Genomic DNA, 22,007 nt, shown 5'->3' with positions numbered 1-22,007 from the left:
CGGGAAAGAGGCGGCGCCTACCGGCCGCCGGGCCTGCGTTCGGCCCTCCCGCGTTCGTAGCGGCGGACCCGGCGATACCTGGTGAGCTCTCCGTCCTGGTCGAGCTCCACCTGATAGGTCGCCAGCAGGCTCATCGTGTCCGGGATCTTGGCCAGTTCCAGGACCTCGACCTCCAACGCCCATCCGTCCTCGGTGCGTTCGAAGGACGAAACGGACTCGGCCGCCATACCCGTCAGCTCCTGGAGCTGGTCGCGCGCATGGCGCAGGACCTCCATCGGCTTGGGCTGGCTGTCCGCCGCGCTGTTCTCCTTGCTGTTTCCCTTGCTCTGGGAGGAGTTCTGTGAACTCTGTGATCTGGATGTGTTTGATGTGTTCGTCATGGCCACCTCGAACACCGGGTGCTCGCTCGTTCCCTGGCCAAACCTCGGGGACGGCGAGACTCAGCCACGCAGCGCGTCGAGGCGGCGCCGGGCCGGGCCGAGCGCGCGCCCGTGACTCAGCAGGCCCGCCCACGGAGTGGTGCGGGCCTGGTCGACGGCGTCGGCGATCGTCCAGCGGCGGGCGTGCAGACGCGGGTCGTCGAGCTGCCCCCAGGAGACGGGGACGGCGACCGGGGCACCGGGTTTCGCGCGCACGCTGAAGGGAGCGACGGCGGTCTGCGCGTAGCCGTTGCGCTGGACGTCGAGGTAGAGCCGGTCGCCGCGCTCCTTCTTGCGGGCCGCCGTGGTGAAGCGGTCCGGGTGCCGGTCGGCGAGGGCGTCGGCGGCGTCCTTGGCGAACACGCGTACCTCGTCGAAGCCGTGACGCCCGTTCAGTGGCACCACGATGTGAAGGCCCCGGGAGCCGGTGGTCATCAGGGCGGACGGCAGTTTCAGCTCGTCCAGCAACTCGCCCATGAGGTGCGCGGCTTCACGCACCACGGCGAAGTCGTCCGTGCCGGGGTCCAGGTCGAAGACCATCCGGTCGGGGCGGTCGGGCGCGTCGGCCCGGGACAGCCAGCGGTGCAGCGTGATGCCGGCCTGGTCGGCGAGGAAGACGAGGGTCGCGGCGTCCTCGCACACGGGGTGCAGGACCGTACCGCCCTCCCTGGGGACCTCGGCCCGCCGGATCCACTCCGGGTAGTGGTCCGGGGTGTTCTTCTGCAGGAACGCGGGGCCCGGGAGCCCGTCGGGGTGCCGCTCCAGCATCAGCGGCCGACCCCTCAGGTGGGGCAGCATGAAGGGGGCGACGGACCGGTAGTACGCGACCAGATCGTCCTTCGTGTACTCCTTGCCGCCCCCGTCCGCCGGGAACAGCACCTTGTCCGGGCGGTGGATCTCCACGGTGCGGCGGCCGGCCCGCACCGTCCGTGCGCTGCTCATGGGGCGGACGGCCGGAACGGGGTGCGGGCGGTCCGGTGTCCCGTGAGGCCGGCGCCGACGATCGCGATGCGGGGTCGAGCCACGGTTCGCCTCCGACACGGTTGCTCGTGGGGCTTACCGCGTCCCCCTGGCCGGGGCGGCCAAACGTGGCAGGCGTCCCCACCGAGGTGCTGCCGCAGCACGGCGGCCGGCCGCGCGGGACGGGAGCGGGATCCACGGGAAACGATCTCGCTCCCGGTCCGCCCCGACTAGGCTCGGACGCATGGAGATTCTGGGAGCCACGCTGCGTGTCTGCGTCGACGACCTGGAGGCTTCGGTCCCCTTCTACGAGAGACTCGCGGGCGGCCGTGCCCTGCGCTTCGAGCGCGGCGGCGTCTCGGTCGCCGCGGTCGGCTGCTTCCTGCTGATGAGCGGGCCGGAGGCCGAGCTGGACATCCTGCGCAAGGTGGCCGCCACCATCGCCGTCACGGACGTCGACGAAGCGAGCCGGGTGCTCAGCGAGTCCGGCGCCCGTGTCCTCGCGGGACCGGTCGCGACTCCGGTCGGCCGCAACCTGATCGCGATGCATCCGGACGGCATGGTCTACGAGTACGTGGACCGGCACGGCGACTGACCGGCCGGAACCCGCCCGGAAGACCCGGGGCCCTCCAAGCGGGGCCGGGACGGCAGGACCGAAACGGCCGGTGCTCACTCCGCCGGCGGCCGCATCCGGAAGTCGTACCGCGCCGGCAGCGGCTCGTCGGTGAGGCGGGCCCACAAGTCACCGATCGCCTCCGCCCCCTCCCGCAGGTCCGCCACCTCGAACCCCTCGTCGAAGACGGCCCGCGCGCCCGCACGGTCCCCCTCGGTCAGCAGCAGCCGCGCCTCGAGCAGCCGGAGCCGCCCGCGCTCACGGATGGCCCCCGGCAGCCGTTCCCACACGGCACACGCGTCCGCCGTCCGCCGCACCGCGAGCAGCGCCTCGATCACCTCACGCCCGAGCGCCGCCGTGGCCGCCGTCCAGGCCTCCCCGTCGTCGCGGCGCTCCCGGCACAGGTCGTCGAAGGCCTCCGAGTACCGGTCGGCGGCCCGCTCGTGGTGCCCCGCCACCCGGTCGGCGACGGCGAGGCAGCGCAGCAACGGCCAGACGGACGGGGCGAGTGCGAGGCCTCGCTCCCAGCTGCGCACGGCCTGCGCGAGATCCCCCGCGTGCCACTGGGCGACCCCGAGGTGGTACTCGGTGAGCGGCCGGGCGGGTGCCGTCTCCAGCATGTCCCGCCAGGGGCGCGCGACGAGCGTCTCGCCGGGCGGCCCGGCCCGGCGCGGCTCCGGGAAGGACCCGGACCTGAGCAGCTCGGCCCACGGCGCCTGGGCATCGCCCAGGGTGCTCTCCGCGAAGGGCGTGCCCGGCAGCTTCCAGGAGGCGCGCAGCACTTCGAGGGCGCCCCAGCCGGATCCCACGGCCAGGACCTCGCCGGGTTCGGCGTCGGCGTACGGCAGCCAGGCCGCGTACGCCGCGTCGACGTCGGCGCGCGGGAGGGCGGCCTGCAGCCGGGCCTCGGTCTCGGCCAGGGCCGCGTCCCAGTCCGCTCCGTGCACGGCCCCGGCGTCGGCGCTGAGCGGCCCGTACGCCTCCAGCCAGGACACCTCGCTCTCCGCCTCCAGCCGGACGTGTTCCAGCTGGGTGCGGGCGAGGCCGGCCTGGATCTCGCAGTAGCCGCCGGTGCCGGGTTCGGTCAGCCATTCCTGCCAGCGGCGCCCGCCGGTGCCGGAGCCCCAGACGAAGAGTTTGCGGCCGCGCAGGACGTCGGTCGACGTCTGCGCCAGTCCGTGCCCCTCCTCGTCGAGGGCGGCGATCCACCGGCGCCGCCCGTCGGGCACCTCGTGGAAGTAGTCGGCGGGGAAGGTGCTGTTGAGGGGGTACGTGCGGTCGACGCCGCCGTGCGCGGGGACGGGCACCCGGCGCAGTCGTCGCTCGTAGCCGAGGTGCCAGGCCTCCTGGGCGGGCGCGAGGACCCGGCGCTCCTCGGGTACCGCGATGTTGGACCACCAGTAGGTGGGCGCCGGCTTCTCCTGCGGATTGCGGACGCGGACGCCGACGTACAGGAATTCGGAGTCCCGCGGCAGCCACAGGTCGACCTGGAACGGCAGGTCGCGCAGCCGTTCCCACTCCCACAGGCGCAGCATCTGCCCGCCGTCGGGGGCGGGGACGCGGGCGGCGTGCAGCGGCGAGCAGGACAGGGTGGTGTGACCCGTCGCGCCGATGTTCCATTCGATGCCGCCGGAGAACCAGGCGCCGTTCAGGGCGAAGCAGGCGGGCTGGAACACCGGGTTTTGGTAGAGGAGTTCGCGCCCCGACGGCTTGTGGAACAGCGAGGCGATCCGGCCTCCGAGGCCGGGCAGCACGACGGCCCGCAGCCGGTCGTTCTCGATCACGAGGGTGTCGATCGCGCGTGGCGCGCGCGTTCTTCCGTACCCGTCCCTGATGCGCTCGGGCAGGATGCCGCGCAGCGGCTCGTAGCCGATCTGCCGGGCCATCTCCCGGGGGAGGCCCGCCAGGTCCCGTTCCCCGATGTGGTGCACCTCGTCGAGCGGGCACAGCGGGGGCAGCGGGTTGTCCGGGCCCAACTCGGCTGCGGGGAGCGTCATCACGTCACGTCGGATCGTCGTCACGATGACCATGGAACAGCGTCCTTGCGCGGCTGCCCAGGGGATTCGCCGGTCAGGATTGCGCAAAGGCGCCCGCCGGCCGGTTCACCCGCGCGGGGGCGTCCTGCGGGTCATCTCCGCGGTGAGCGCCCACCGTTCGTGGTCGCGCCAGGCACCGTCGATGTACAGGAAGTCCGGCGAGAAGCCCTCCAGCCGGAAGCCGCGGCGCCTGGCGAGCGCGATGGACGCGGTGTTCCCCGGCTGCACGTTGATCTCCAGCCGGTGCAGTCCCATGGGGCCGAAGGCGTGGGAGACGACGAGGGCGAGCCCCTCGCTCATCAGTCCCCGCCCGGCGGCGTGCGCGAAGGCGCCGTAGCCGAGCGCCCCGCTGAGGAAGGCGCCCTCGACGATGTTGTTGATGTTGATGAACCCGGCGACGGCCCCGGTGTCCCGCTCGCAGACCAGGAAACCGGCCCTGGTGGGGTCCCCGGTCAGCCGCCGGGCGTAGGCGGCGTACCCTTCGGCGCTGGTCGGCGGGAAGAGCCACGGGTGGTGCAGGTGCTTGCTCTCCCGCGCCCGCGCGGTGAACTCGGCGCCGTCGTCCGCGGTGCAGTGCCGGATGCCCACCCGGGCGCCCTCGGCAAGGTGGCCGGTGTTCTCAGGCATCCGGCCACAGTACGCGAGCGGACGGATCCTCAGGCCAGGGCGGGCTCCTCCAGCGTCAGGGTGCCCGCCGCCGCGTCCAGTCCGGCGGCCGCGCCGAAGGGGATCGTCAGCGCGCCCTCGCCGTGCCCGAAGCCGAACCCGTCCACCACCGGCACCCCGAGGCCGCCGAGCCGGTCGGCCAGCAGGGGCCGCACCTCGGCGGCGGGTGAGCAGTCCGCCCACGAGCCGAGCAGGATGCCGGCGAGGCCGTCGAACCACCCGGCGCGCAGCAGCTGGGTCAGATACCGGTCCAGCCGGTACGTCTCCTCGCCCACGTCCTCCAGGCAGACCAGGCCGCCGCGTGCGGACGGCCGGGCGTACGGGGTGCCGAGGCCCGCGGCGAGCAGGCTCAGGCAACCGCCGAGCAGGACGCCCTCGGCCCGCCCCGGGACGAGGGCGGCCCCCCGGCCCGGTGCGGCGATGGTGCGGACCGTCTCCGGCTCGAAGAGCGTCGCCCGCAGATGCTCCTGCGCCCGCGCGTTCTTGAGGAAGTCCAGACCGGCGACCATGGGGCCGTGCAGGGTGGCCAGACCCATGCGGGCCGCGAAGGCCTCGTGCAGGGCGGTGATGTCGCTGAACCCGAGGAAGACCTTGGGGCCGGCCGCCGCGATCGCCGTCCAGTCGAGCAGGTCGGCCATGCGCTGGGCACCGTACCCGCCGCGTGCGCAGAGCACCGCGGCCACGCCGGGGTCGCACCAGGCGGCCTGGAAGTCGGCGGCCCGGTCGGCGTCCGTACCCGCGAGGTAGCCGAACTCGGCGTGCCGGTCGAGGGCGTGGGGGGCGACGACGGGGTCGAGGCCCCAGCCCCGCAGCAGGTCGAGGCCCGCCTCCAGGCGCTCCTCGGGGACCGGGCCGCTGGGCGCGACGACGGCCACCCGGGCCCCGGGGGCGAGGCGGGCGGGCCGGATCAGGGGCTTCACGTGATGAGCTCCAGGGTGGGGACACCCGGTGGGTTCAGGCCGAAGACCTGGGCGTACAGGGACAGTTCGGACTCCAGGACCCGCACCGTCGTGTCCGCTCGCCGGAAGCCGTGCCCCTCGCCCTCGAAGGCGATGTAGGCGTGGGCGACACGTCGGCCCGCTTCCTGGATTCCGGCGAGGAACCGCTCGCACTGGGCGGGCGGGCAGATGACGTCGTCCAGGCCCTGGAGCAGAAGGAAGGGCGCGGTGACGCGATCGGCGTGCTCGACGGGCGAGCGCTGCGCGTACCGGCCCGGCACCTCGGCGAGCGGCCCGACCAGCGTCTCCAGGTACTGCGATTCGAAGTCGTGGGTCTCCCCCGAGCCCCAGCCCGCGAGGTCGAGGATCGGGTAGAGGATCGTGCCGCAGGCGTAGATGTCGGTGGCGGCGAGCGAGACGGCGGCGGTCCAGCCGCCCGCGCTGCCGCCGCGGACGGCCAGCCGGTCGCGGTCCGCGGTGCCCTCCTCGGCGAGCGCGAGAGCGACGGCCGCGCAGTCCTCGACGTCGACCACGCCCCACTGCTCGCGCAGCCGGTTGCGGTACTCCCGGCCGTGACCGGTCGATCCTCCGTAGTTGACCTCGGCGACCCCGATGCCGCGCGAGGTGAAGTAGGCGATCTCCAGGTCCAGGACCAGGGGTGCGCGGCTGGTCGGACCGCCGTGCACCCACACCACGTACGGCGGCAGTTCCTCGCCCGGTGCGACATGGCCGGGGTGGTGGGGCGGGTAGACGTGCGCGTGGATCTCGCGGCCCGCGGGGCCGGTGAAGGTGCGGATCTGCGGCTCGGGGTAGTACGCCGGGTCGACCGGATCGTCGTGCGGGGCGCCGATCACCCGGGCGCGGCCGGTACGGGCGTCCAGCTCGACGACCTCGTAGGCGCTGCGCGGGCTGGCCCCGACGCCGACGACGCGGGTGCCGTGCGCGGCGAGCATCGGCGCGAACTCGGTCCAGGGGCCCGCCGCGTCGACCACCTCGCCGGTCTCCGGGTCGAGTATGCCGAGGGCGGTGGCGCCCCTGCCGTGCACGACGGCGATCAGCCCGCCCTCCAGCGGCGCGAACCAGCGCTGCCCGATGCGCCACAGCGGCCCGCCGAACTCCTCCTCGCGGGGACAGAGGGCCTTCTCCTCGCCGGTGGGTGCGACCCGGTACAGATTCCACCAGCCGGTGCGGTCGCTGGAGTACAGCAGGCTGCCGTCGCCGGCCCAGTCGGCCTGGGCGACGGACTCCTCGGGGCCGCCGGCCACGGCCCGTGCCCCGGACAGCGTCCCGTCGTCGGTGACGTCCGCGACGAGCAGCTCCGTCCCGTCCCACGGCATACGCGGGTGGTCCCAGGCGAGCCAGGCCGCGCGCCGCCCGTCGGGCGACAGGCGGGGACCGGTGACGAACCGGTGCTCGTCGCCGGTCAGTTCGCGTACCGCGTCGCGGTCCCGGGCGGCCGAGCCGTCCAGCGGCACCGCCGCCACCACCCGCCGCACGTCCGTGGGCGAGTCCCCGGTGAACTCCTCAAGGACGCACCAGACCTCGCCCCGCTCGGGCCGCACCTGCGGGTCGACCCAGCGCAGTCCGCCGCCCACGGACGACACGGGCGTCAGCGGAACCGGCTCACCGCCCGGGGTGTCCGGCTCGTAGCGGTACAGCCGCTGGTCGGCGAAGTCGACGAAGACGACCAGCGGCCCCTCGGGGCGCCCGAGTCCGGTCCAGGGCAGGCCGCCGTACTCGATGACGCGGCTGCGCACGTTCCACGGGGCGGGCAGCACGGACTGCTCCGTGCCGTCCGCCGTGCGACGGACGAGCGTGCGCCGGCCGCCCTCGGCGGGCCGCGGTTCGGTCCACCAGGCCTCCTCGCCGACGAAGCCCACGAACTCGGGCCGTCCGTCGTGCGCGGCGGCGAGCGCCGCGTCGATGGGCGACGGCCACGCTCCGTACGCCAGGGTCTGCACCATGTCCCCCACTTCGTCAGGCCGTTCGCAGAAAGCGGTCGAGGACGCGGACGCCGAAGTGCAGCGCCTCGACCGGGACACGCTCGTCGACGCCGTGGAAGAGGGCCTGGTGGTCGAAGCCCTCCGGCAGCTTCAGCGGCGTGAAGCCGTATCCCGTGATGCCGAGGCGCGAGAACTGCTTGGCGTCCGTGCCCCCGGACATGCAGTACGGCACCACATGTCCTTCGGGCGCGAACTCCTCGACGGCGGCCCGCATCCGCGCGTACGTCGCCGAGTCCACCGGCGCCTGGAGGGCCACCTCGCGGTGGTGGAACTCCCACTCCACGTCGGGTCCGGTGAGCCGGTCAAGGGTGCTGCGGAACTCTTCCTCGCCGCCCGGCAGGAAGCGGCCGTCCACATGGGCCACGGCCTCCCCCGGGATGACGTTGACCTTGTAGCCGGCGGACAGCATCGTCGGGTTGGCGCTGTTGCGGACGGTGGCCTCGACGAGGGCGGCGGCCGGGCCCAGCTTCTCCAGCAGGGTGTCGACGTCCTCCAGGTCGCTGTCGACGCCGTACAGGGCCGCGAGCTCGGTCAGCGACGCGCGCACGGTCGGCGTGAGCCGCGGCGGCCACTCGTGGGCCCCGATGCGGGTGATCGCGGCGGCGAGCCGCGTGATCGCGTTGCTGTCGTTCACCTTGGAGCCGTGGCCGGCCCGGCCGCGCGCGGTCAGTCGGAGCCATCCCGTGCCGCGCTCGCCCGCGGCGATCGGGTAGAGCTGCCGGCCGCCGCCGTCGTGGAAGGTGAACGCCCCCGACTCGCTGATGCCCTCGGTACAGCCCTCGAAGAGTCCGGGGTGCCGGTCGGCGAGGAACCCGGAGCCGTCCTCGGCGCTCGCCTCCTCGTCGGCGGTGAACGCGACCACCAGGTCGCGCCGGGGCCGCACCCCGTGCCTGGCCCACTGCCGGACGACCGCCAGGATCATCGCGTCCATGTTCTTCATGTCGACCGCGCCCCGGCCCCAGACGACCCCGTCCCGGATCTCGCCGGAGAAGGGGTGCACGCTCCAGTCCTCGGCCTGCGCGGGCACCACGTCCAGATGACCGTGCACCAGCAGCGCGTCGGCGGAGGGGTCGGTGCCCTCGATGCGGGCGACGACGTTCGTACGGCCCTCGGTGCGCTCCAGGAGGGCGGGCTCGAGACCCGCCTCGGCGAGCAGCGCGGCGGCGTACTCGGCGGCGGGGCGCTCCCGGCAGTCACCGCCGCCCCGGTTGGTGGTGTCGATGCGGATGAGGTCGGAGGTGAAGCCGACGACCTCGTCGAGCGCACGCCCGTCGACCTGCCCGGCGCCCTCCGTGCCGGCTTCTCCTGCCGGTCGCTCAGCCATACTGCTCCTCCACCGCGGCGGAGACGATCGTGGTGACCGCCTTGAACGTGCGGATGCCCTCGTACATCGTCCCGCTGGTGTACTCCGCCTTCCGCTCGCCGGTGCGCGCCACACCGGGCACGACCGTGGCGGCCATCGCCAGGTGCTCGGCGTCGAACTCCAGCGCCACGGTGAACGGCTCACCGACGACGGGTTCGTGCCGCACGGCCAGGGCCGCCGCCTCCTTGGCCGCCGCGCGGATGTCGGCCGCCGTGCGGGCCGGGGTGCGGCACACCGCCGCGTACCGCGACACGTGGTCCTTGACGGCGACCTTCAACGCGCCCGGCGCGTACCCGAGGGCGTCTTCGCAGGCCACGTCGTCGCCGGTGACCAGGACGACCGGCACCCCGTACTCGGCGACGACGTGGGCGTTGAGCAGGCCCTCGCTGGCCCGGACGCCGTTCACCCACACCCCGGTGATCGAGTTGGCGAGGTAGGTGTGCGCGAGGACGCCTTCCATCCCGGCACCGGCGTGATAGCCGACGAAGGCGATGCCGTCCACGTCGCCGTGCTGCACCCCCTCGACCATGGACAGCGACTTGTGCCGCCCGGTGAGCATCTGCGCCCGCTCGTCCAGCCGCTCCAGGAGCAGATTCCGCATCGTCCAGTGGGCCTCGTTGACCAGCACCTCGTCGGCGCCGCCGTCGAAGAAGCCGAGGACGGCGGCGTTCACGTCCGAGGTGAACATCGCGCGGCAGCGCTCCCACTGCGGGGTGCCCGGCAGCACGTCGGCCGGCCAGGTCACTCCCGTGGCGCCCTCCATGTCGGCGCTGATGAGGATCTTCATGCCTCGAAACCGTACGCGCATCCGCCGAGCGACGGACAGGCCTGTGGACAACTCCTCACTCGTCCGCGCCACGCCCCGCCAGCACGAACCAGCGCGCGGGGAGGTCGATGCGGGTGCCGTCCGCCATGTATTCCGTCTGCGGCAGCGTCGTGTCGCCGTCGGCGAGGATCTCCAGTCCGGCCTCCCGCAGCAGCCGCGGCACCTCGTCGTCCGACGCGTCGGCCGGCTTCAGTCCGTGGTGGAAGACCCGGCGCAGCTTGGGCGGGGGCCCGTCCGGGGCGGACGCGGCCTGCTGGAGCACCTGCCGGGAGGCCGCGGTGAGCTCCACGACGAAGGCCCGCCCCTCGGTGCCTATGAGCTCGGCGACTGCGGCGGCCACCGCGGCCCGGGCCCCGGGTTCGCTCTGGTGGATGACGGCGCGCATGTAGGCGTGCGTGTCGCCGAGCCGGGCGTGCAGGGCGCGTACCGCGTCGGTGTCCGTCAGGTCGAGCTGCTGGAACTCGACGCCGGTGCCGTCGCCCTCGCCGGCGCGCCGGGCGTGGTCGATGGCGGCGTGGGACAGGTCGACGCCGACGGCGCGCGCGAACCGGGTGGCGAGGTAACGCGTCTGCGTGCCGTTGCCGCAGCCGAGGTCGACGATGGTGCGCCCGGTGTCCGCGTGCGGCAGGAGCAGTTCACTGTGCGGCACGGAGGTCAGTGCCGGGGCGGAGTCCCAGATCGCCTCTCCGGGCGCATCGGAAGTCTCACGCCAGTAACTCTCCCAGGCGTTGCGGTAGTTCTCCGACACGTTCATGCGCGCTCCCCAGGGTCGACGTCATGATCGGAGTATCGCGACGACCGGGTGCGGGGCAAGGGGGTGCCTGTTTCCTTCACCGTAAATTCGAGCCCGCGCACGCCGGGAGGGCTCTCGGAGGCCCCCGGCGCCCCCGGGTGTCAGCGGTGACGCGGTCCGGACGTCAGTGCCTGCTCGAACCAGACCGTCTTGCGGTGTCCGGAGGCGCTCGCGCCCCACTCCCGGGCCAGGCGGCTGACCACCCGCAGGCCCCGGCCGGCCTCGTCCTCCAGGCCCGCGGTCATGAAGTCGGGCAGGGTCGGCTCGTCGTCGGTGACCTCGCACAGCAGCGCGTCGGTGCGGACCAGCCGCAACCCGATCGCGTCGCCCGCGCCGTGCCGTACGGCGTTGGTGACGACCTCGCTGACCAGCAGCTCAGCGGTCTCCACCGCGTCGGCGAGTCCCCAGGCGGTCAGTCGGTCGCGGATCAGCCGCCGGGCACGGGCCACCTCCCGGGCGCTGCGCGGCAGCTGCCATTCGGCGACGTGGTCGTTCGGGATGCCGTTGAGCCGGGCCATGAGCAGTGCCACGTCGTCCTTGCGTTCGCCGTGGGTGTTCAGCGCGCGGATGATCGTGTCGCAGGCGTCGTCCATCGAGGCGGCCGGGTGGGCCGCGGACTCGCAGAGCGCGGCGAGACCCTCGCCGATGTCGGCGCCCCGCACCTCCACCAGACCGTCGGTGCACAGCACCAGCCGGTCGCCGGGCGAGACGCGGACGACCGCGGTCTCGAAGGGGACCCCGCCCACCCCCACGGGCGCGCCGGTCGGCAGGTCGAGCAGTTCGCTGCGGCCGTTCGCGGCGCGCACCACGACGGGCGGGATGTGACCGGCGTTGGAGAGCTGCAGTTCGCCGCGGATCGGGTCGTAGACCGCGTACAGGCAGGTCGCGAGGTAGTTCTCGCCGAGCCGCCGGGCCAGGTCGTCGAGGCCGCGCAGCAGCTGGGCGGGCGGCGTCCCCATCGTGGCCATGGTCTGCACGGCGGTGCGCAACTGGCCCATCATCGCCGCCGAGTTGAGTCCGTGGCCCATGACGTCGCCGACCACCAGCGCGGTGCGTGAGCCGGGGAGTTTGATGGTGTCGAACCAGTCGCCGCCGACCCGGCCGAGGCGGGTGCCCGGCAGATAGCGCGTCGCGACGTCGCAGCCCGCCATGCGCGACGCGACCTGCGGCAGCATGCTGTCCTGGAGGGTGTCGGCGACGTTCTCCTGGTAGGTGTACATGCGGGCGTTGTCGAGCACGAGGCCGGCCCGGGCGGCGAGTTCGGCGCCCGTGGTGCGGTCCATGTCGTCGAACGCCTCGCGGTCCGCGCGCCGCATCAGCACCATGAAGCCGAGTACCACGTTGCGTGCCTTGAGCGGGACGATGAGCAGGGACCGGCCGGTGATGAGGGGCCGCAGGTCCCGCTTCTCGAACTCCCCCGCGATGCGGTTCCCCAACTGCTCGTCGATGCGCGGGATGAGCACGGGTTCCCCGGTGACCATGCACCGGAAGAACGGGGTGTGTTCGGGGAAGGCGATCGCCTCGCCGACCGGCACGGTGTCGTCCCAGCGCCCGGGCTCGTCGTTGTGCTCGACCCAGACGCGGTGCCACACGGTCGTCACGTCGGGCGGGCCGTCCGGGAATCCCTCGCCCGCGAGGACGGCCGCGCGCAGGTGCGTGCCGGCGAAGTCCGCGAAGCGGGGCACGGCGGCGCTGGTGACCTCGCGGATGGTCTCGCCGAGGTCGAGCGAGGAGCCGATGCCGGTGCTGACCTCGTTCAGGAATTCCAGCCGCTCGCGGACGGCGGCGTACTCCAGGTCGTGCTCGGCTCCGGACGGCACGGGACGGGGCACGGAGATCTCGGTCCCGGCCGTGGCCCGCTGCCTGCCCGCGCGGCGCGGCACACCCCAGTCGGGGGTCACCGGCACCCGCTCGTACTGGCTGAACTCAAGCACCGGATAGCCGAGGTCGAGGATCTGCGCCACGATGCGGCCGCTCAGCTCGGGGCCCATGTTCGGCAGGACCTCGGGCAGCCGCTTGGCGAGGTCGTCCGGCGCGGGGAGTTCGGTGTACGGGGCGAAGCCGGGGGCGATGCGCTCGACGACCTCGTCGTCGTAGCCCCGCTCGGCCTGGAGGCGCTGCGCGTCCGCCGCGAGCACCAGGAGCCGGGCGGAGCCCGGGCCGACCAGCGGGTAGCCCCACCAGAGGATGTCGAGCCGCTCCCCGGCCGGTCCGGGAAGCCGGGCGCGGCCCGCCGCCGGATAGGAGCTGCGGCCGCCGAGCGACGCCTCAAGGTCGGGGCCCAGCCCGTCGTAGACCTCGTACGGTCCGTACGCGTCGGTCAGCGGTTCGGGGTCGACGACGTCGGGGAGGGCGCCGGAGACGGGCAGCAGGTCGGCGGCGGGGCGCCCGAGCGCGTCCTCCCTGGTGGCGCCGAACAGGCGCCGCGCGCCCGTGCTCCAGTGGGAGACCAGGCCGTCGCGGTCGACGACGACCACGGCCAGCGGGATACGCCCCGCGGCGGCGTACCCCGCCGCGGGGTCCTCCCCGGTTCCCGCTCCGGGATGTGCGCCCACTTCCGTGCCACGGTCCATGGCCAGGCCCTTTCTCCCCACGGATCCGCAAGATCTGCGTCGTCGTCACCACGGTACGGCGGCGGCCGCTCGCGATGTGCGCCAACGCTCGAATTGACGTCATCGGGGGCGGCTCCGGCGCGGACGGGCCGGAACGGACCGCCAACGGGTCAGTCCTCGTGCCCCAGTTGGAGGTCGCGTTCCGTCCTGCCGCCCCCGGCCATCCGGAGCACCGTGGCCACCGGCGGATACCCGGCCGCGATCACGGTGTACTCGCCCGAGGACAGGTCGACGAACCTGAACGTGCCGTCGCCGCCGGTGGTGAGCGTGTCCACGACGTTGCCGGCAGCGTCGAGGAGCGTCACGCGCGCGTCCTCCACGGGGCGCCCGCCGCCGGCCCGCACGGTTCCGCGCAGGACGGCTCCGCCCGCGAGTTCGACGTCCTGGCGGGTCTCGCGCGCGGCCTGCACGGTGACGGGGAGCGCGGCCGGGCGGAACGCGGGCGCACTGGCGGCCAGGGTGTACTCCCCGGCGACCAGCTCGGCGATGACGTAGCCGCCCTCGGGTCCGCTGCGGGTGGTGGCCACCACCTCCCCATGGACGTTCGTGAGCGTGACGGTGGCGTCGCGCACCGGCGTGCCGTCCGCGGTGAGCACGCCGCCGGCCAGCCGCCCGGCGCCGCCGAGCACCACGTCCAGTTCCACCGGGCGTTCACCGACGGTCACCGAGACCGCCTGCGGCTGGTGACCGCCGGCCGCCGCGATCAGGACGTACGAACCGGTGCCCGGCGTGGACAGCGCGTACCGCCCGTCCTCGCCGCTGGCACCCCGTCCGATCTGCCGCCCCGCGACGTCGATGAGAGTGAGCGCGGCCCGCGGCACGACGGTGCCGTCGTGGTGCTGCACCGTGCCGCACACCGGGACCCCGGCGGCGTGCGTCCGCGACTGCGGGACCTGGGCGAGGGAGGCGGGGGCGTTGTGGGACACCAGCGGTTTCTCCTTGAGGAAGAAGGCGATCAGCAGGCCTAGGACGAGCACCGGCACCAGGTAGAGGAAGATCCGGGGCATCGCGTCGGCGTACGCCCGGATGTAGTCGTCGCGCAGCGCGGCGGGCATCGCGTGGACGAGCTGGGGGGTGATGGACTCGGGGTCCGGGCCGCCGGCCGGCGCGGGGAGGCGTTCGGCCAGCGCGTCGGCGAGCCGGTTCGCGAAGAGGGTGCCGAACACGGCGGCGCCGACGCTGCCGCCGATCTGCCGGAAGTAGTTGTTGGCGCTGGTGGCGGTGCCGAGGTCGGCGGGGCGCACGGAGTTCTGCACGGCGAGGACCAGGACGGGCATGACCATGCCGATGCCGGTGCCGAGGACGGCCATCCAGATGCTGTAGTGCAGCCGGGGCGTGTCGGTCTCCAGCCGCGACAGGAGCCACATGCCGACGGCGGACAGGGCGCTGCCGAGCACGGGGTAGATCCGGTAGCGGCCCGTGCGGCTGATGAGCTGGCCGGAGATCACCGAGGCGCCGACGATGCCGCCCATCATGGGGAGCATGAGCAGACCCGACCCGGTCGCGGAGGCGCCCTCGACCATCTGCAGGTACGTCGGCAGGTAGCTGGCCGCGCCGAACAGCGCGATGCCGATGACCAGTCCCACGACGGCGGTGACGTTGAAGACGCCGTCCCTGAACAGCCGCAGCGGGATGAGGGGTTCGGGCGCGAAGTGCTCGGTGACCAGGAAGAGCGCCGTCGCGGCGAGGGCTCCGGCGCCGAGCCCGAGGATGACCCGGGAGTCCCAGGCGTACTCGGTGCCGCCCCAGCTGGTCAGCAGGACCAGGCAGGTCGAGGCGGCGGCGAGCAGCAGGGTCCCGAGGACGTCGAGACGCGCCCTGGCGGTGGGCTTCGGGAGCCTCAGCACGACGCTGACGACGGCGAGGGTCAGCAGGCCGAAGGGCACGTTGATGTAGAAGCACCAACGCCAGGACAGGTGGTCCGTGAAGTAACCGCCCAGCAGGGGCCCGGCGACCGAGGCGAGGCCGAAGGCGGCGCCGATCAGTCCCATGTAGCGGCCGCGTTCGCGGGGCGGCACGATGTCCGCGATGATCGCCTGCACGCCGATCAGGAGGCCGCCCGCGCCGACGCCCTGGACGGCGCGGAAGGCGATCAGCTGGTCCATGCTCTGCGCCCGGCCGGCCAGCGCGGAGCCGACGACGAAGACGACGATGGCGAACTGGAAGACGCCCTTGCGCCCGAGGAGATCACCGAGTTTGCCGTAGACGGGCAGCCCGACGGTCGAGGTGAGGAGGTACGCGGTGATCGCCCAGGACATCTTGTCCAGGCCGTGCAGCTCGCCGACGATCCTGGGGAGCGCGGTGGCGACGATCATCTGCTCCAGCGCCGCGAGGAGCAGGGCGAGCATGAGCCCGACGAACACCATGCGGATCCGGCGGGGGCTGAGGCCCGTCGTGCCGGGGGTGGGTGCCCGGGGCGGCGCGTCGACGACGGGAGCCGCCTCCCGCTCGGTCTCCACCAGCGTCGTCCCGCCCACGTACCGCTCCCCTCGTCGCGTCTGCGCGGCCCATTTCTCGCATTACGCGACAACTGGGAGCAAGTACGACGAGTCGCCTCTCAAACCGCCCGAAAGGGCGTAACCGCCGGTCGGAGCCCTGCGGCGGACGGGGAAGCCGTGCGGAGAACCACTCGAAACGGTGAGTGCGAGCGGGGCCCGGAGAGTCAACTCCGGGCCCCGGAGCAGCAGTTCCGAGTCGCCGCTCGGCTACTTCTCGACCTCGGCGGCGAGGTTGGCGAGTTCCGCGTCGTAGATCCGGGCGAGGCCCTTGGGTGCGAAGGTCCTCTCGAAGAAGCCGCCGATGCCCCCGGCGCCGTTCCAGACGGTGGTGACGACGACGCGCGCCCTGCCCTCGCCGGCCGGGGTGACGCGCCAGGTGGTGACCATCGAGGAGTTGCGGTCCTTCTCGACGAGCTCACCGTCGGACGGCTCGCCGACCTCGAGCAGGCAGTCGCGCACCCGCTTGCTGGTGGCCTGGAGCTTCCAGTGCACGAGGGTGCCCTCGCCGTCGCCGCCCTCGCGCACCTCGTACTCGCTGAAGTGCTCGGGCAGCACCTTCGCGCGCGTGCCGCTGTAGTCGGCCAGGGCATCGAAGACCGCCTCAGCATCCGCCGCGATGACCCGTTCCGTGGTGGCCTCGACCTGCGCCATTGACATCCTCCAGCACTTGGTTTTCCGGGGTGTGCGGCAAGCCAACCACCCGGCGCCCGGGCGGCCCAAATCGGGGTCCCTGCCGGAGCACGGAAACCGGTTCGCACGATCAAGGGAACAAGTGTTCTATTCTGGGGCCAGTGCTACCTAGGAGGACTCATGCGCTGGGAGAACCTCACGGCCGACCCCGACGGGGACCGCGCCTGTGTGTACCGCACTCCGTACCCCTATTCCGGCTAGGAGGTTCGATGATGCCTGGCAACCCGAACGCAGACACGGCCTGGAAAGGCATGGCGGGGTCGCCCTTCACCCGGCAACGTCCCGCCCTGCGGAGGTCGGTCGCCTACGCCGTACTCGTGCGAGGCGCCGCACGCAAGGACTCCCAAGATCGCAAAGTTCCCTCGGACGGATCCTGAGAACGATCACGCCACCGGGTGCTCCGCCAGGACGGCCCGCACGTCGGGTACCTCGTCGAAATCGGCCAGCCGCCGATCCAGGAACAGGGCCCGTGTCTTCGGGGGCGCGTCGGGCCCGGCCTCGGCCACGGCCGCCTCGGCCAGGTCGACGCTGTCCAACTCGCGTCCCGTGTCGCTCATTTGGTAGGCGAGTGAGCCGGCGATGTTGGCCACCAGGACGCCGTCACCAGCCTGCCGGGCGGCGCTGATGCCGAGCCGGTACGCCCGTTCGGCCTGGCCCTGCTCCCCGGCGTCGGAAGCTGTCCATCCGGAGATCTGGGCGAGTTCGCCGATCTGGACGAGCAGCGCGTTCCCGGTGGCCTCGCCGTACGCCCCCACAGCGAGATCATCGCCGAGCTCTCCGACCCCGGCCCGACTCGCGGTGCAGCTTGACGGCAGAGCCCAACTCCCGGAAGGCGGTGCCGATCAGGTCACCTCCGGCCAGGACGTCGTCGGCCAGCCGCAGGCCGTGCACCCGTCCCGCGAGACGGGCCACGGTGTCGGCCCCGATGCGCCGTCCGGTACCGGCGCTCAGCGGCTCCAGTGGGTCACCTGGTGGCAACAGCTCGGCCAGGGTGGCGAAACACCCCCGGGAGGCGTCCGGCCGTCTCCACCCGGGCGTACGCGGCGGCGGCTTCCAGGGTCTCCAGCCGGGCCCCGAGGACGGCGGCCAGCGCGGGCAGCCAGGCCCCGGGGATGCGCTCGCCGCGCTCCCAGCGGGACACCTCGTTCCGGGTGACAGAGGCGATGCCGGACACGGTGCACAGCCGGTCGGCGAGGGTGCGTTGGGACAGGCGCGCGTCTCGGCGCAGCCCTGAGAGGTACTGGCCGAACTGCTTCTTTCGCTTCGTGGTCTGCATCGCCGGCCTCCCCCCTGCACCTAACGCGCGGCCAGATCTCATCTCCTGCTTGTCGCACTTATTTCGCGATATGCTCACCAGCGGCGGGACACGTTGGGCGGCGGCTTCGGACGCCGGTTCCCCTTGCGGTTGTTGCATGACCGGTAGGCCGGGCGCAGGTGCTCAATGTCCGAGGGGTCCAGACCGGCGGCGACCAGGGCCGCGAGATCCGGTTCATGATCGGCCGTCCAGGAGAACTGGTTTTCTGGGCCATGGTGGTCCCCTCGGAACGCGGAAAGACCGCAGCCCCGGATTCGGGATGCTGCGGTCTGGGCCTGCGCCCGACACTACTCTGCGACAGATGATTTGTTGGATCTGAATCCCCGCCCGCGCCAGGGGTGTGGGCCCCCCCGTGGCATATACGAATTTCATCCTAGGCGGGGTTCGATCACTACGGTCTCCGGGCGGAAGTGGGCGCGGCCGGGTCCGGCGCGGTGGATCGTCACCGTCATCAGCAGGTTGATCACGGCGCGCTTGCGGTCCAACGGGAGGGCGTCCCAGGCGGCGGGGACATCGCCGGCGTCGACCAGCCCGGCGAGCACCGGGCCCCGGGTCGGGTGGGCCATCTCGGCCTCGATCTTGGTCAGCCGGACCTTGATCCTCTTCGCGGCGGCCCTGTACTCTACCGGGTCGGCCTCGTCGTCGTCCGCGAAGGCGTCCGCCAGGGTGTCCAGGCGGGCCCTCAAGGCCGTTGCGCGGGTGCGCAGTTCGGCCGCGTTGGGGCGGTCCTCGTCGGCCAGCAGGGCGCGCGTCAGGCCGCGACAGGAACTGGATCACCACGCCCATCGAGCCTTTGGCTGGGTCGGTGTTGGCGATCAGCGCGTCGATCGGCTCCGCCACCCGCATCAGGTGTTTGACCTTGCCCCGGCACTTGTAGCCGGTCTTGCCGTCGCCGCGCTGCGCGCTCGTGACCGTGGTGCCGTTGTTGCACACGCCGCACCGGGCGATGCCGGAGAGCAGGTGCTTGCGGGCCGGTCCCGGCGACGTCTTGCGCGCGTCATCGGTCAGGACGGCTACGGCCTTGCGCCACACGTCCTCGTCGACGATGGGGCTCCAGCCGGTTCCCGCGTACTCCTCGCCCCGGAACTCACGGATGCCCGCGTACCGCTCATTGAGGAGCACGCCGCGCACGGAGTTGTGGGTCCACGACTTCCCATTGCGGTTGAGGACGCCCCGCGCGTTCAGGTCGGCCGCGATGCCTGACACGTTGGCCCCGGCGAGCAGCGCCTCGAACATCGCCTTCACCTCGGCGGCCTCGTCCTCGACGATCACACCGCCGGTCGCGGTGTACCCGAAGCACCGGGGGCCGGTGGGGAACTCGCCGCGTTCGGCGCGCTGGAGAGCCTCGCGCTGCTCCCGCTCCCGCATCTGCTCGACCTCGAACGTGTCGAATTCCCCGATCACCCCAGCCATCAGGCGGCCCTGAGCCGTCGTGAGATCGAACTCCGGCCCCTTCACGGTCAGCAGCGGCACGCGGTGCTTCTTCAGGATCTCCATGCCGTCGAGGCGTTCGCGCGTCCCGCGCCACAGCCGGGACATGTACGTCACGATGATGCAGTCGACTTCCTCGCGCTGAACGGCGGCCATCAGCGCCTCGTACTGGGGGCGGTGCTTGCCGCTCGTCGCGCTGATGTTGTTGTCGACGAAGCGGTGGTGGTCGGCGACCGGGATGCCCCGCCGCAGGGCCAGCGCGGCGGTGTCCTCGGCCTGCCGGATCACACCGTCCTCGTCGCCCGCGTCGGCCTTCGGGATCCGGTTGTACGTCGCGCCGTTCTGAAACGCGATCATGCAGTGCACTTTACGTGTATGTACTGCTTCGCCCGCAAAACGCACAGCTACCTGGACCTCGACACCGGCCTCGGCTTCGACTCGACCTGCTCAAGCAGGCGGCCGAGGTCACCGACGTGGGCATCTCCGTGTCGGTGGGCTTCACCGACCCCGAGCTGTGGCGCACCGTCGAACCCGGCACCCCGGCCCCGGAGCGGCGCCTGGACGCGGTCCGCACGCTGAGCGGACACGGCATCGCGTGCGGGGTCCTGATGGCGCCGGTGATCCCCTTCCTCGGCGACAGGCCGGGCCAACTCCGCGCCACGGTACGGGCGATCGCGGCCTCCGGGGCCACCTCGGTCACTCCGCTCGTGCTGCATCTGCGGCCGGGGCACGGGAGTGGTTCATGGCCTGGCTGGGGCACCACCACCCGCACCTGGTGTGCCGCTACGAGCGGCTCTACGAGGAGGGCGCCTACGCACCCAGGTGGTACCAGCGCCACATCACCCTTCAGGTCCACGAACTGGCGCAGGAGTACGGCATCGGACCCGCGCGCGCGGGAGCGGCACGCAGGACCGCCGCACCCGGGCCGGCCCCGGCACCACCGGAGCCGACCCAGCTCACGCTGCTCTGAGGCGGCGCGGACGGGCCCGGGCTCCGCGTGCCCGAAGCCGCCCGGCGGCATCCGAGCGCATCCCGCTACTCAATCGGGTCAAGCCCGCCCAGAACGAGTTCTTCCGGGCCCCCTTTCCGGGACGATACGGCGGAGGCCGTGAGGTGCACGGCTCAGCTCCTCCGTCCTGGGAGGCCCAATGAAGAAACGCGCAGCCGCTCTGTGCGCCGCCGCCGTGGTGGCCGCGATGCTCGCGCCGGTCCCGGCCGGGGCCGACGCCGGCGCCGCGTCCGTACCGCCCGGCGCCGCGACCGCCGCCCCGAAGCCCGCGTGGAAGAAGTGCGGCACCACCGCCTACCCGACGCTTCAGTGCGCGTCCCTGAAGGTGCTTCTGGACCACACGAACCCCCACGGGCAGCGCATCACCCTCGCGCTGTCCCGCGTCCCGCACACCGCGAAGACGTACCAGGGGCCCCTGCTGGTGAACCCGGGCGGGCCGGGCGGCAGCGGGCGCACCCTCGCCGGTTTCGTCGCCTCCGCGCTGCCGAAGAAGGTGGCGGCGCAGTACGACGTCGTCGGCTTCGACCCGCGCGGAGTCGGTGCGAGCAGACCGGCTCTGAACTGCCGGCCGAAGCACTTCGCGCCGGTGCGGCCCGACTCCGTTCCGCTCACCCCGGCCGTGGAGAGGGCCGGCCTCGGCCGCGCCAGGGCCTTCGCCGAGGCCTGCGGTGCCACGTACGCGGACGTGCTGCCCCACATCGACACGGTGAGCACGGCCCGGGACATGGACGCGATCCGGCGGGCACTGGGTGCCGGGCAGATCAACTACCTCGGGTACTCGTACGGCACCTACCTGGGCGCCGTGTACGCGAAGCTGTACCCGGAGCGGGTGCGCCGCCTGGTGCTGGACTCCGTCGTCGACCCCACGGGGGTCTGGTACGACGACAACATCCAGCAGGACCGCGCCTTCAACGACCGGCACCTGGCCTTCATGACCTGGGTCGCGAAGCACGACAGGACGTACGGACTCGGCACCGATCCGGCCGGGGTCGAGGCGAAGTGGTACGGCATGCGCGCGGCGCTCGCGAAGAAGCCCGCGCGGAAGAAGGTCGGCCCCTCCGAACTGGAGGACACCTATCTCCCCGGCGGGTACTACAACGGCTACTGGCCGCATCTGGCCGGGGCGTTCGCGGCCTACGTGAACGACAAGGACGCCGGCCCGCTCGTCGAGGCGTACGGGAAGTTCGGCGCGGTCGACTCGGCGGGCGACAACGGCTACAGCGTCTACGCGTCGGTCCAGTGCCGTGACGCGTCCTGGCCCCGGGACTGGGAGCAGTGGCGCAAGGACAACTGGGCGGTGCACGAGGAGGCGCCGTTCATGACCTGGAGCAACGCCTGGTACAACGCGCCCTGCGCCTTCTGGCCCGTCGAGCCGCTCCGGCCGGTCGGCGTCTCCAACGACGCGCTGCCCCCGGCGCTGCTCTTCCAGGCGACGAACGACGCGGCCACGCCCTACCCGGGCGCCGTCGCCGTCCACCACCAGTTGCGCGGCTCCAGCCTGGTGGTGGAGGAGCACGGCGGGAACCACGGCGTCACACTGAGCGGGAACGCCTGCCTGGACAAGCACCTGGCGGCGTATCTCGACAGCGGTCGGGTGCCGCGCGGTGACGGCGAGGCGGACGCGGTCTGCGAGGCGCTGCCCGACCCGAAGCCGCTGAGCGCGAAGAGGACGGCCGCCGCCTCGCGCGGCTCGACGCTGCACGGGCTGCTCGGCTTCCGCGGCTGAGCCGCCGCATTCCGGCGGCGGGGGGGGGGGGGGGGGGGGGGGGGGGGGGGGGGGGGGGGGGGGGGAGAGGGGGAGAAAAAGAGACGGAGGAGGGGGGGAGGGAGAACGT

The 22,007-nt window shown here is 72.8% G+C and carries 18 protein-coding genes and 1 pseudogene; 3 read left to right on the top strand and 16 right to left on the bottom strand.

Going from position 1 to position 22,007, the window contains the following annotated elements; genetic code table 11:
• Positions 1-17: 17 nt before the first annotated feature.
• Both AC069T_RS14960 and ligD read right to left on the bottom strand, forming a co-directional pair.
• Positions 18-380, bottom strand: coding sequence for a gas vesicle protein GvpO (locus AC069T_RS14960; RefSeq protein ID WP_478783132.1), 363 nt, complete (start codon positions 378-380; stop codon positions 18-20).
• 60 nt (positions 381-440) lie between these two features.
• Positions 441-1,361 (bottom strand): non-homologous end-joining DNA ligase, encoded by a 921-nt coding sequence (ligD, locus tag AC069T_RS14955; RefSeq protein ID WP_478783131.1) that lies wholly within the window; start codon positions 1,359-1,361, stop codon positions 441-443.
• A 262-nt stretch (positions 1,362-1,623) separates the two neighbouring features.
• Between ligD and AC069T_RS14950 the strand changes: the two genes are divergently transcribed.
• Positions 1,624-1,974, top strand: coding sequence for a VOC family protein (locus AC069T_RS14950; RefSeq protein WP_478783130.1), 351 nt, complete (start codon positions 1,624-1,626; stop codon positions 1,972-1,974).
• Positions 1,975-2,048: 74 nt separating this feature from the next.
• Here AC069T_RS14950 and AC069T_RS14945 read toward each other — a convergent pair whose 3' ends face one another.
• From AC069T_RS14945 to AC069T_RS14880, 14 genes are all read right to left on the bottom strand, one after another.
• Positions 2,049-4,022 (bottom strand): DUF5107 domain-containing protein, encoded by a 1,974-nt coding sequence (locus tag AC069T_RS14945; protein WP_478783129.1) that lies wholly within the window; start codon positions 4,020-4,022, stop codon positions 2,049-2,051.
• Positions 4,023-4,094: 72 nt separating this feature from the next.
• Positions 4,095-4,655 (bottom strand): GNAT family N-acetyltransferase, encoded by a 561-nt coding sequence (locus AC069T_RS14940; RefSeq protein ID WP_478783128.1) that lies wholly within the window; start codon positions 4,653-4,655, stop codon positions 4,095-4,097.
• A gap of 29 nt (positions 4,656-4,684) precedes the next feature.
• Positions 4,685-5,614, bottom strand: a complete 930-nt coding sequence (locus tag AC069T_RS14935) for a S66 peptidase family protein (protein WP_478783127.1) — start codon at positions 5,612-5,614, stop codon at positions 4,685-4,687.
• Complete coding sequence (locus AC069T_RS14930; protein ID WP_478783126.1) at positions 5,611-7,596, bottom strand: prolyl oligopeptidase family serine peptidase; 1,986 nt, start codon at positions 7,594-7,596, stop codon at positions 5,611-5,613. The genes AC069T_RS14935 and AC069T_RS14930 overlap by 4 nt, the downstream gene beginning before the upstream one ends.
• A 13-nt stretch (positions 7,597-7,609) precedes the next feature.
• A complete protein-coding gene (locus tag AC069T_RS14925) occupies positions 7,610-8,959 on the bottom strand; it encodes a M20/M25/M40 family metallo-hydrolase (RefSeq protein ID WP_478783125.1) in 1,350 nt (449 codons plus the stop codon).
• On the bottom strand, positions 8,952-9,785 hold the full coding sequence (locus AC069T_RS14920; RefSeq protein WP_358854597.1) for a M55 family metallopeptidase: 834 nt from the start codon (positions 9,783-9,785) through the stop codon (positions 8,952-8,954). Before AC069T_RS14920 ends, AC069T_RS14925 begins: the two co-directional genes overlap by 8 nt.
• Before the next feature lie 55 nt (positions 9,786-9,840).
• Complete coding sequence (locus AC069T_RS14915; RefSeq protein ID WP_478783124.1) at positions 9,841-10,578, bottom strand: class I SAM-dependent methyltransferase; 738 nt, start codon at positions 10,576-10,578, stop codon at positions 9,841-9,843.
• Between the two features lie 140 nt (positions 10,579-10,718).
• Positions 10,719-13,190 carry an ATP-binding SpoIIE family protein phosphatase gene (locus tag AC069T_RS14910; protein WP_478783123.1) on the bottom strand — a complete coding sequence of 824 codons (2,472 nt, stop codon included), beginning with the start codon at positions 13,188-13,190 and terminating at the stop codon, positions 10,719-10,721.
• A 149-nt stretch (positions 13,191-13,339) separates the two neighbouring features.
• Positions 13,340-15,706 carry an MFS transporter gene (locus AC069T_RS14905; RefSeq protein ID WP_478783122.1) on the bottom strand — a complete coding sequence of 789 codons (2,367 nt, stop codon included), beginning with the start codon at positions 15,704-15,706 and terminating at the stop codon, positions 13,340-13,342.
• Between the two features lie 228 nt (positions 15,707-15,934).
• Positions 15,935-16,378 carry an SRPBCC family protein gene (locus AC069T_RS14900; RefSeq protein WP_478783121.1) on the bottom strand — a complete coding sequence of 148 codons (444 nt, stop codon included), beginning with the start codon at positions 16,376-16,378 and terminating at the stop codon, positions 15,935-15,937.
• A gap of 422 nt (positions 16,379-16,800) precedes the next feature.
• Positions 16,801-17,172 carry a hypothetical protein gene (locus AC069T_RS14895; RefSeq protein WP_478783120.1) on the bottom strand — a complete coding sequence of 124 codons (372 nt, stop codon included), beginning with the start codon at positions 17,170-17,172 and terminating at the stop codon, positions 16,801-16,803.
• A 7-nt stretch (positions 17,173-17,179) separates the two neighbouring features.
• Complete coding sequence (locus tag AC069T_RS14890; protein WP_478783119.1) at positions 17,180-17,395, bottom strand: hypothetical protein; 216 nt, start codon at positions 17,393-17,395, stop codon at positions 17,180-17,182.
• Positions 17,382-17,693, bottom strand: coding sequence for a helix-turn-helix domain-containing protein (locus AC069T_RS14885; RefSeq protein WP_478783118.1), 312 nt, complete (start codon positions 17,691-17,693; stop codon positions 17,382-17,384). The genes AC069T_RS14890 and AC069T_RS14885 overlap by 14 nt, the downstream gene beginning before the upstream one ends.
• Before the next feature lie 213 nt (positions 17,694-17,906).
• The gene (locus AC069T_RS14880) at positions 17,907-19,520 is read right to left on the bottom strand and encodes a recombinase family protein (RefSeq protein ID WP_478783117.1); all 1,614 of its coding nucleotides are present in this window, start codon (positions 19,518-19,520) and stop codon (positions 17,907-17,909) included.
• A 15-nt stretch (positions 19,521-19,535) separates the two neighbouring features.
• Here AC069T_RS14880 and AC069T_RS14875 point away from each other — a divergent pair.
• Together AC069T_RS14875 and AC069T_RS14870 are read left to right on the top strand one after the other, a co-directional pair.
• Positions 19,536-20,133 (top strand): annotated as a pseudogene (locus AC069T_RS14875) (radical SAM family protein); the annotation flags it as partial.
• A 178-nt stretch (positions 20,134-20,311) separates the two neighbouring features.
• Positions 20,312-21,898 carry an alpha/beta hydrolase gene (locus AC069T_RS14870; RefSeq protein ID WP_478783116.1) on the top strand — a complete coding sequence of 529 codons (1,587 nt, stop codon included), beginning with the start codon at positions 20,312-20,314 and terminating at the stop codon, positions 21,896-21,898.
• The last annotated feature ends 109 nt before the right edge of the window (positions 21,899-22,007 follow it).

The organism is Streptomyces sp. NPDC043867 (genome assembly GCF_056435845.1).
This window is presented reverse-complemented; position numbering and strand designations above follow the sequence as displayed.

Bases quoted from the DNA above. Each gene is read 5' to 3' on its own strand.
- AC069T_RS14960 (WP_478783132.1), bottom strand. From the start codon at position 380: ATGACGAACACATCAAACACATCCAGATCACAGAGTTCACAGAACTCC.
- ligD (WP_478783131.1), bottom strand. From the start codon at position 1,361: ATGAGCAGCGCACGGACGGTGCGGGCCGGCCGCCGCACCGTGGAGATC.
- AC069T_RS14950 (WP_478783130.1), top strand. From the start codon at position 1,624: ATGGAGATTCTGGGAGCCACGCTGCGTGTCTGCGTCGACGACCTGGAG.
- AC069T_RS14945 (WP_478783129.1), bottom strand. From the start codon at position 4,022: ATGGTCATCGTGACGACGATCCGACGTGACGTGATGACGCTCCCCGCA.
- AC069T_RS14940 (WP_478783128.1), bottom strand. From the start codon at position 4,655: ATGCCTGAGAACACCGGCCACCTTGCCGAGGGCGCCCGGGTGGGCATC.
- AC069T_RS14930 (WP_478783126.1), bottom strand. From the start codon at position 7,596: ATGGTGCAGACCCTGGCGTACGGAGCGTGGCCGTCGCCCATCGACGCG.
- AC069T_RS14925 (WP_478783125.1), bottom strand. From the start codon at position 8,959: ATGGCTGAGCGACCGGCAGGAGAAGCCGGCACGGAGGGCGCCGGGCAG.
- AC069T_RS14920 (WP_358854597.1), bottom strand. From the start codon at position 9,785: ATGAAGATCCTCATCAGCGCCGACATGGAGGGCGCCACGGGAGTGACC.
- AC069T_RS14915 (WP_478783124.1), bottom strand. From the start codon at position 10,578: ATGAACGTGTCGGAGAACTACCGCAACGCCTGGGAGAGTTACTGGCGT.
- AC069T_RS14910 (WP_478783123.1), bottom strand. From the start codon at position 13,190: ATGGACCGTGGCACGGAAGTGGGCGCACATCCCGGAGCGGGAACCGGG.
- AC069T_RS14900 (WP_478783121.1), bottom strand. From the start codon at position 16,378: ATGGCGCAGGTCGAGGCCACCACGGAACGGGTCATCGCGGCGGATGCT.
- AC069T_RS14885 (WP_478783118.1), bottom strand. From the start codon at position 17,693: ATGCAGACCACGAAGCGAAAGAAGCAGTTCGGCCAGTACCTCTCAGGG.
- AC069T_RS14880 (WP_478783117.1), bottom strand. From the start codon at position 19,520: ATGATCGCGTTTCAGAACGGCGCGACGTACAACCGGATCCCGAAGGCC.
- AC069T_RS14870 (WP_478783116.1), top strand. From the start codon at position 20,312: ATGAAGAAACGCGCAGCCGCTCTGTGCGCCGCCGCCGTGGTGGCCGCG.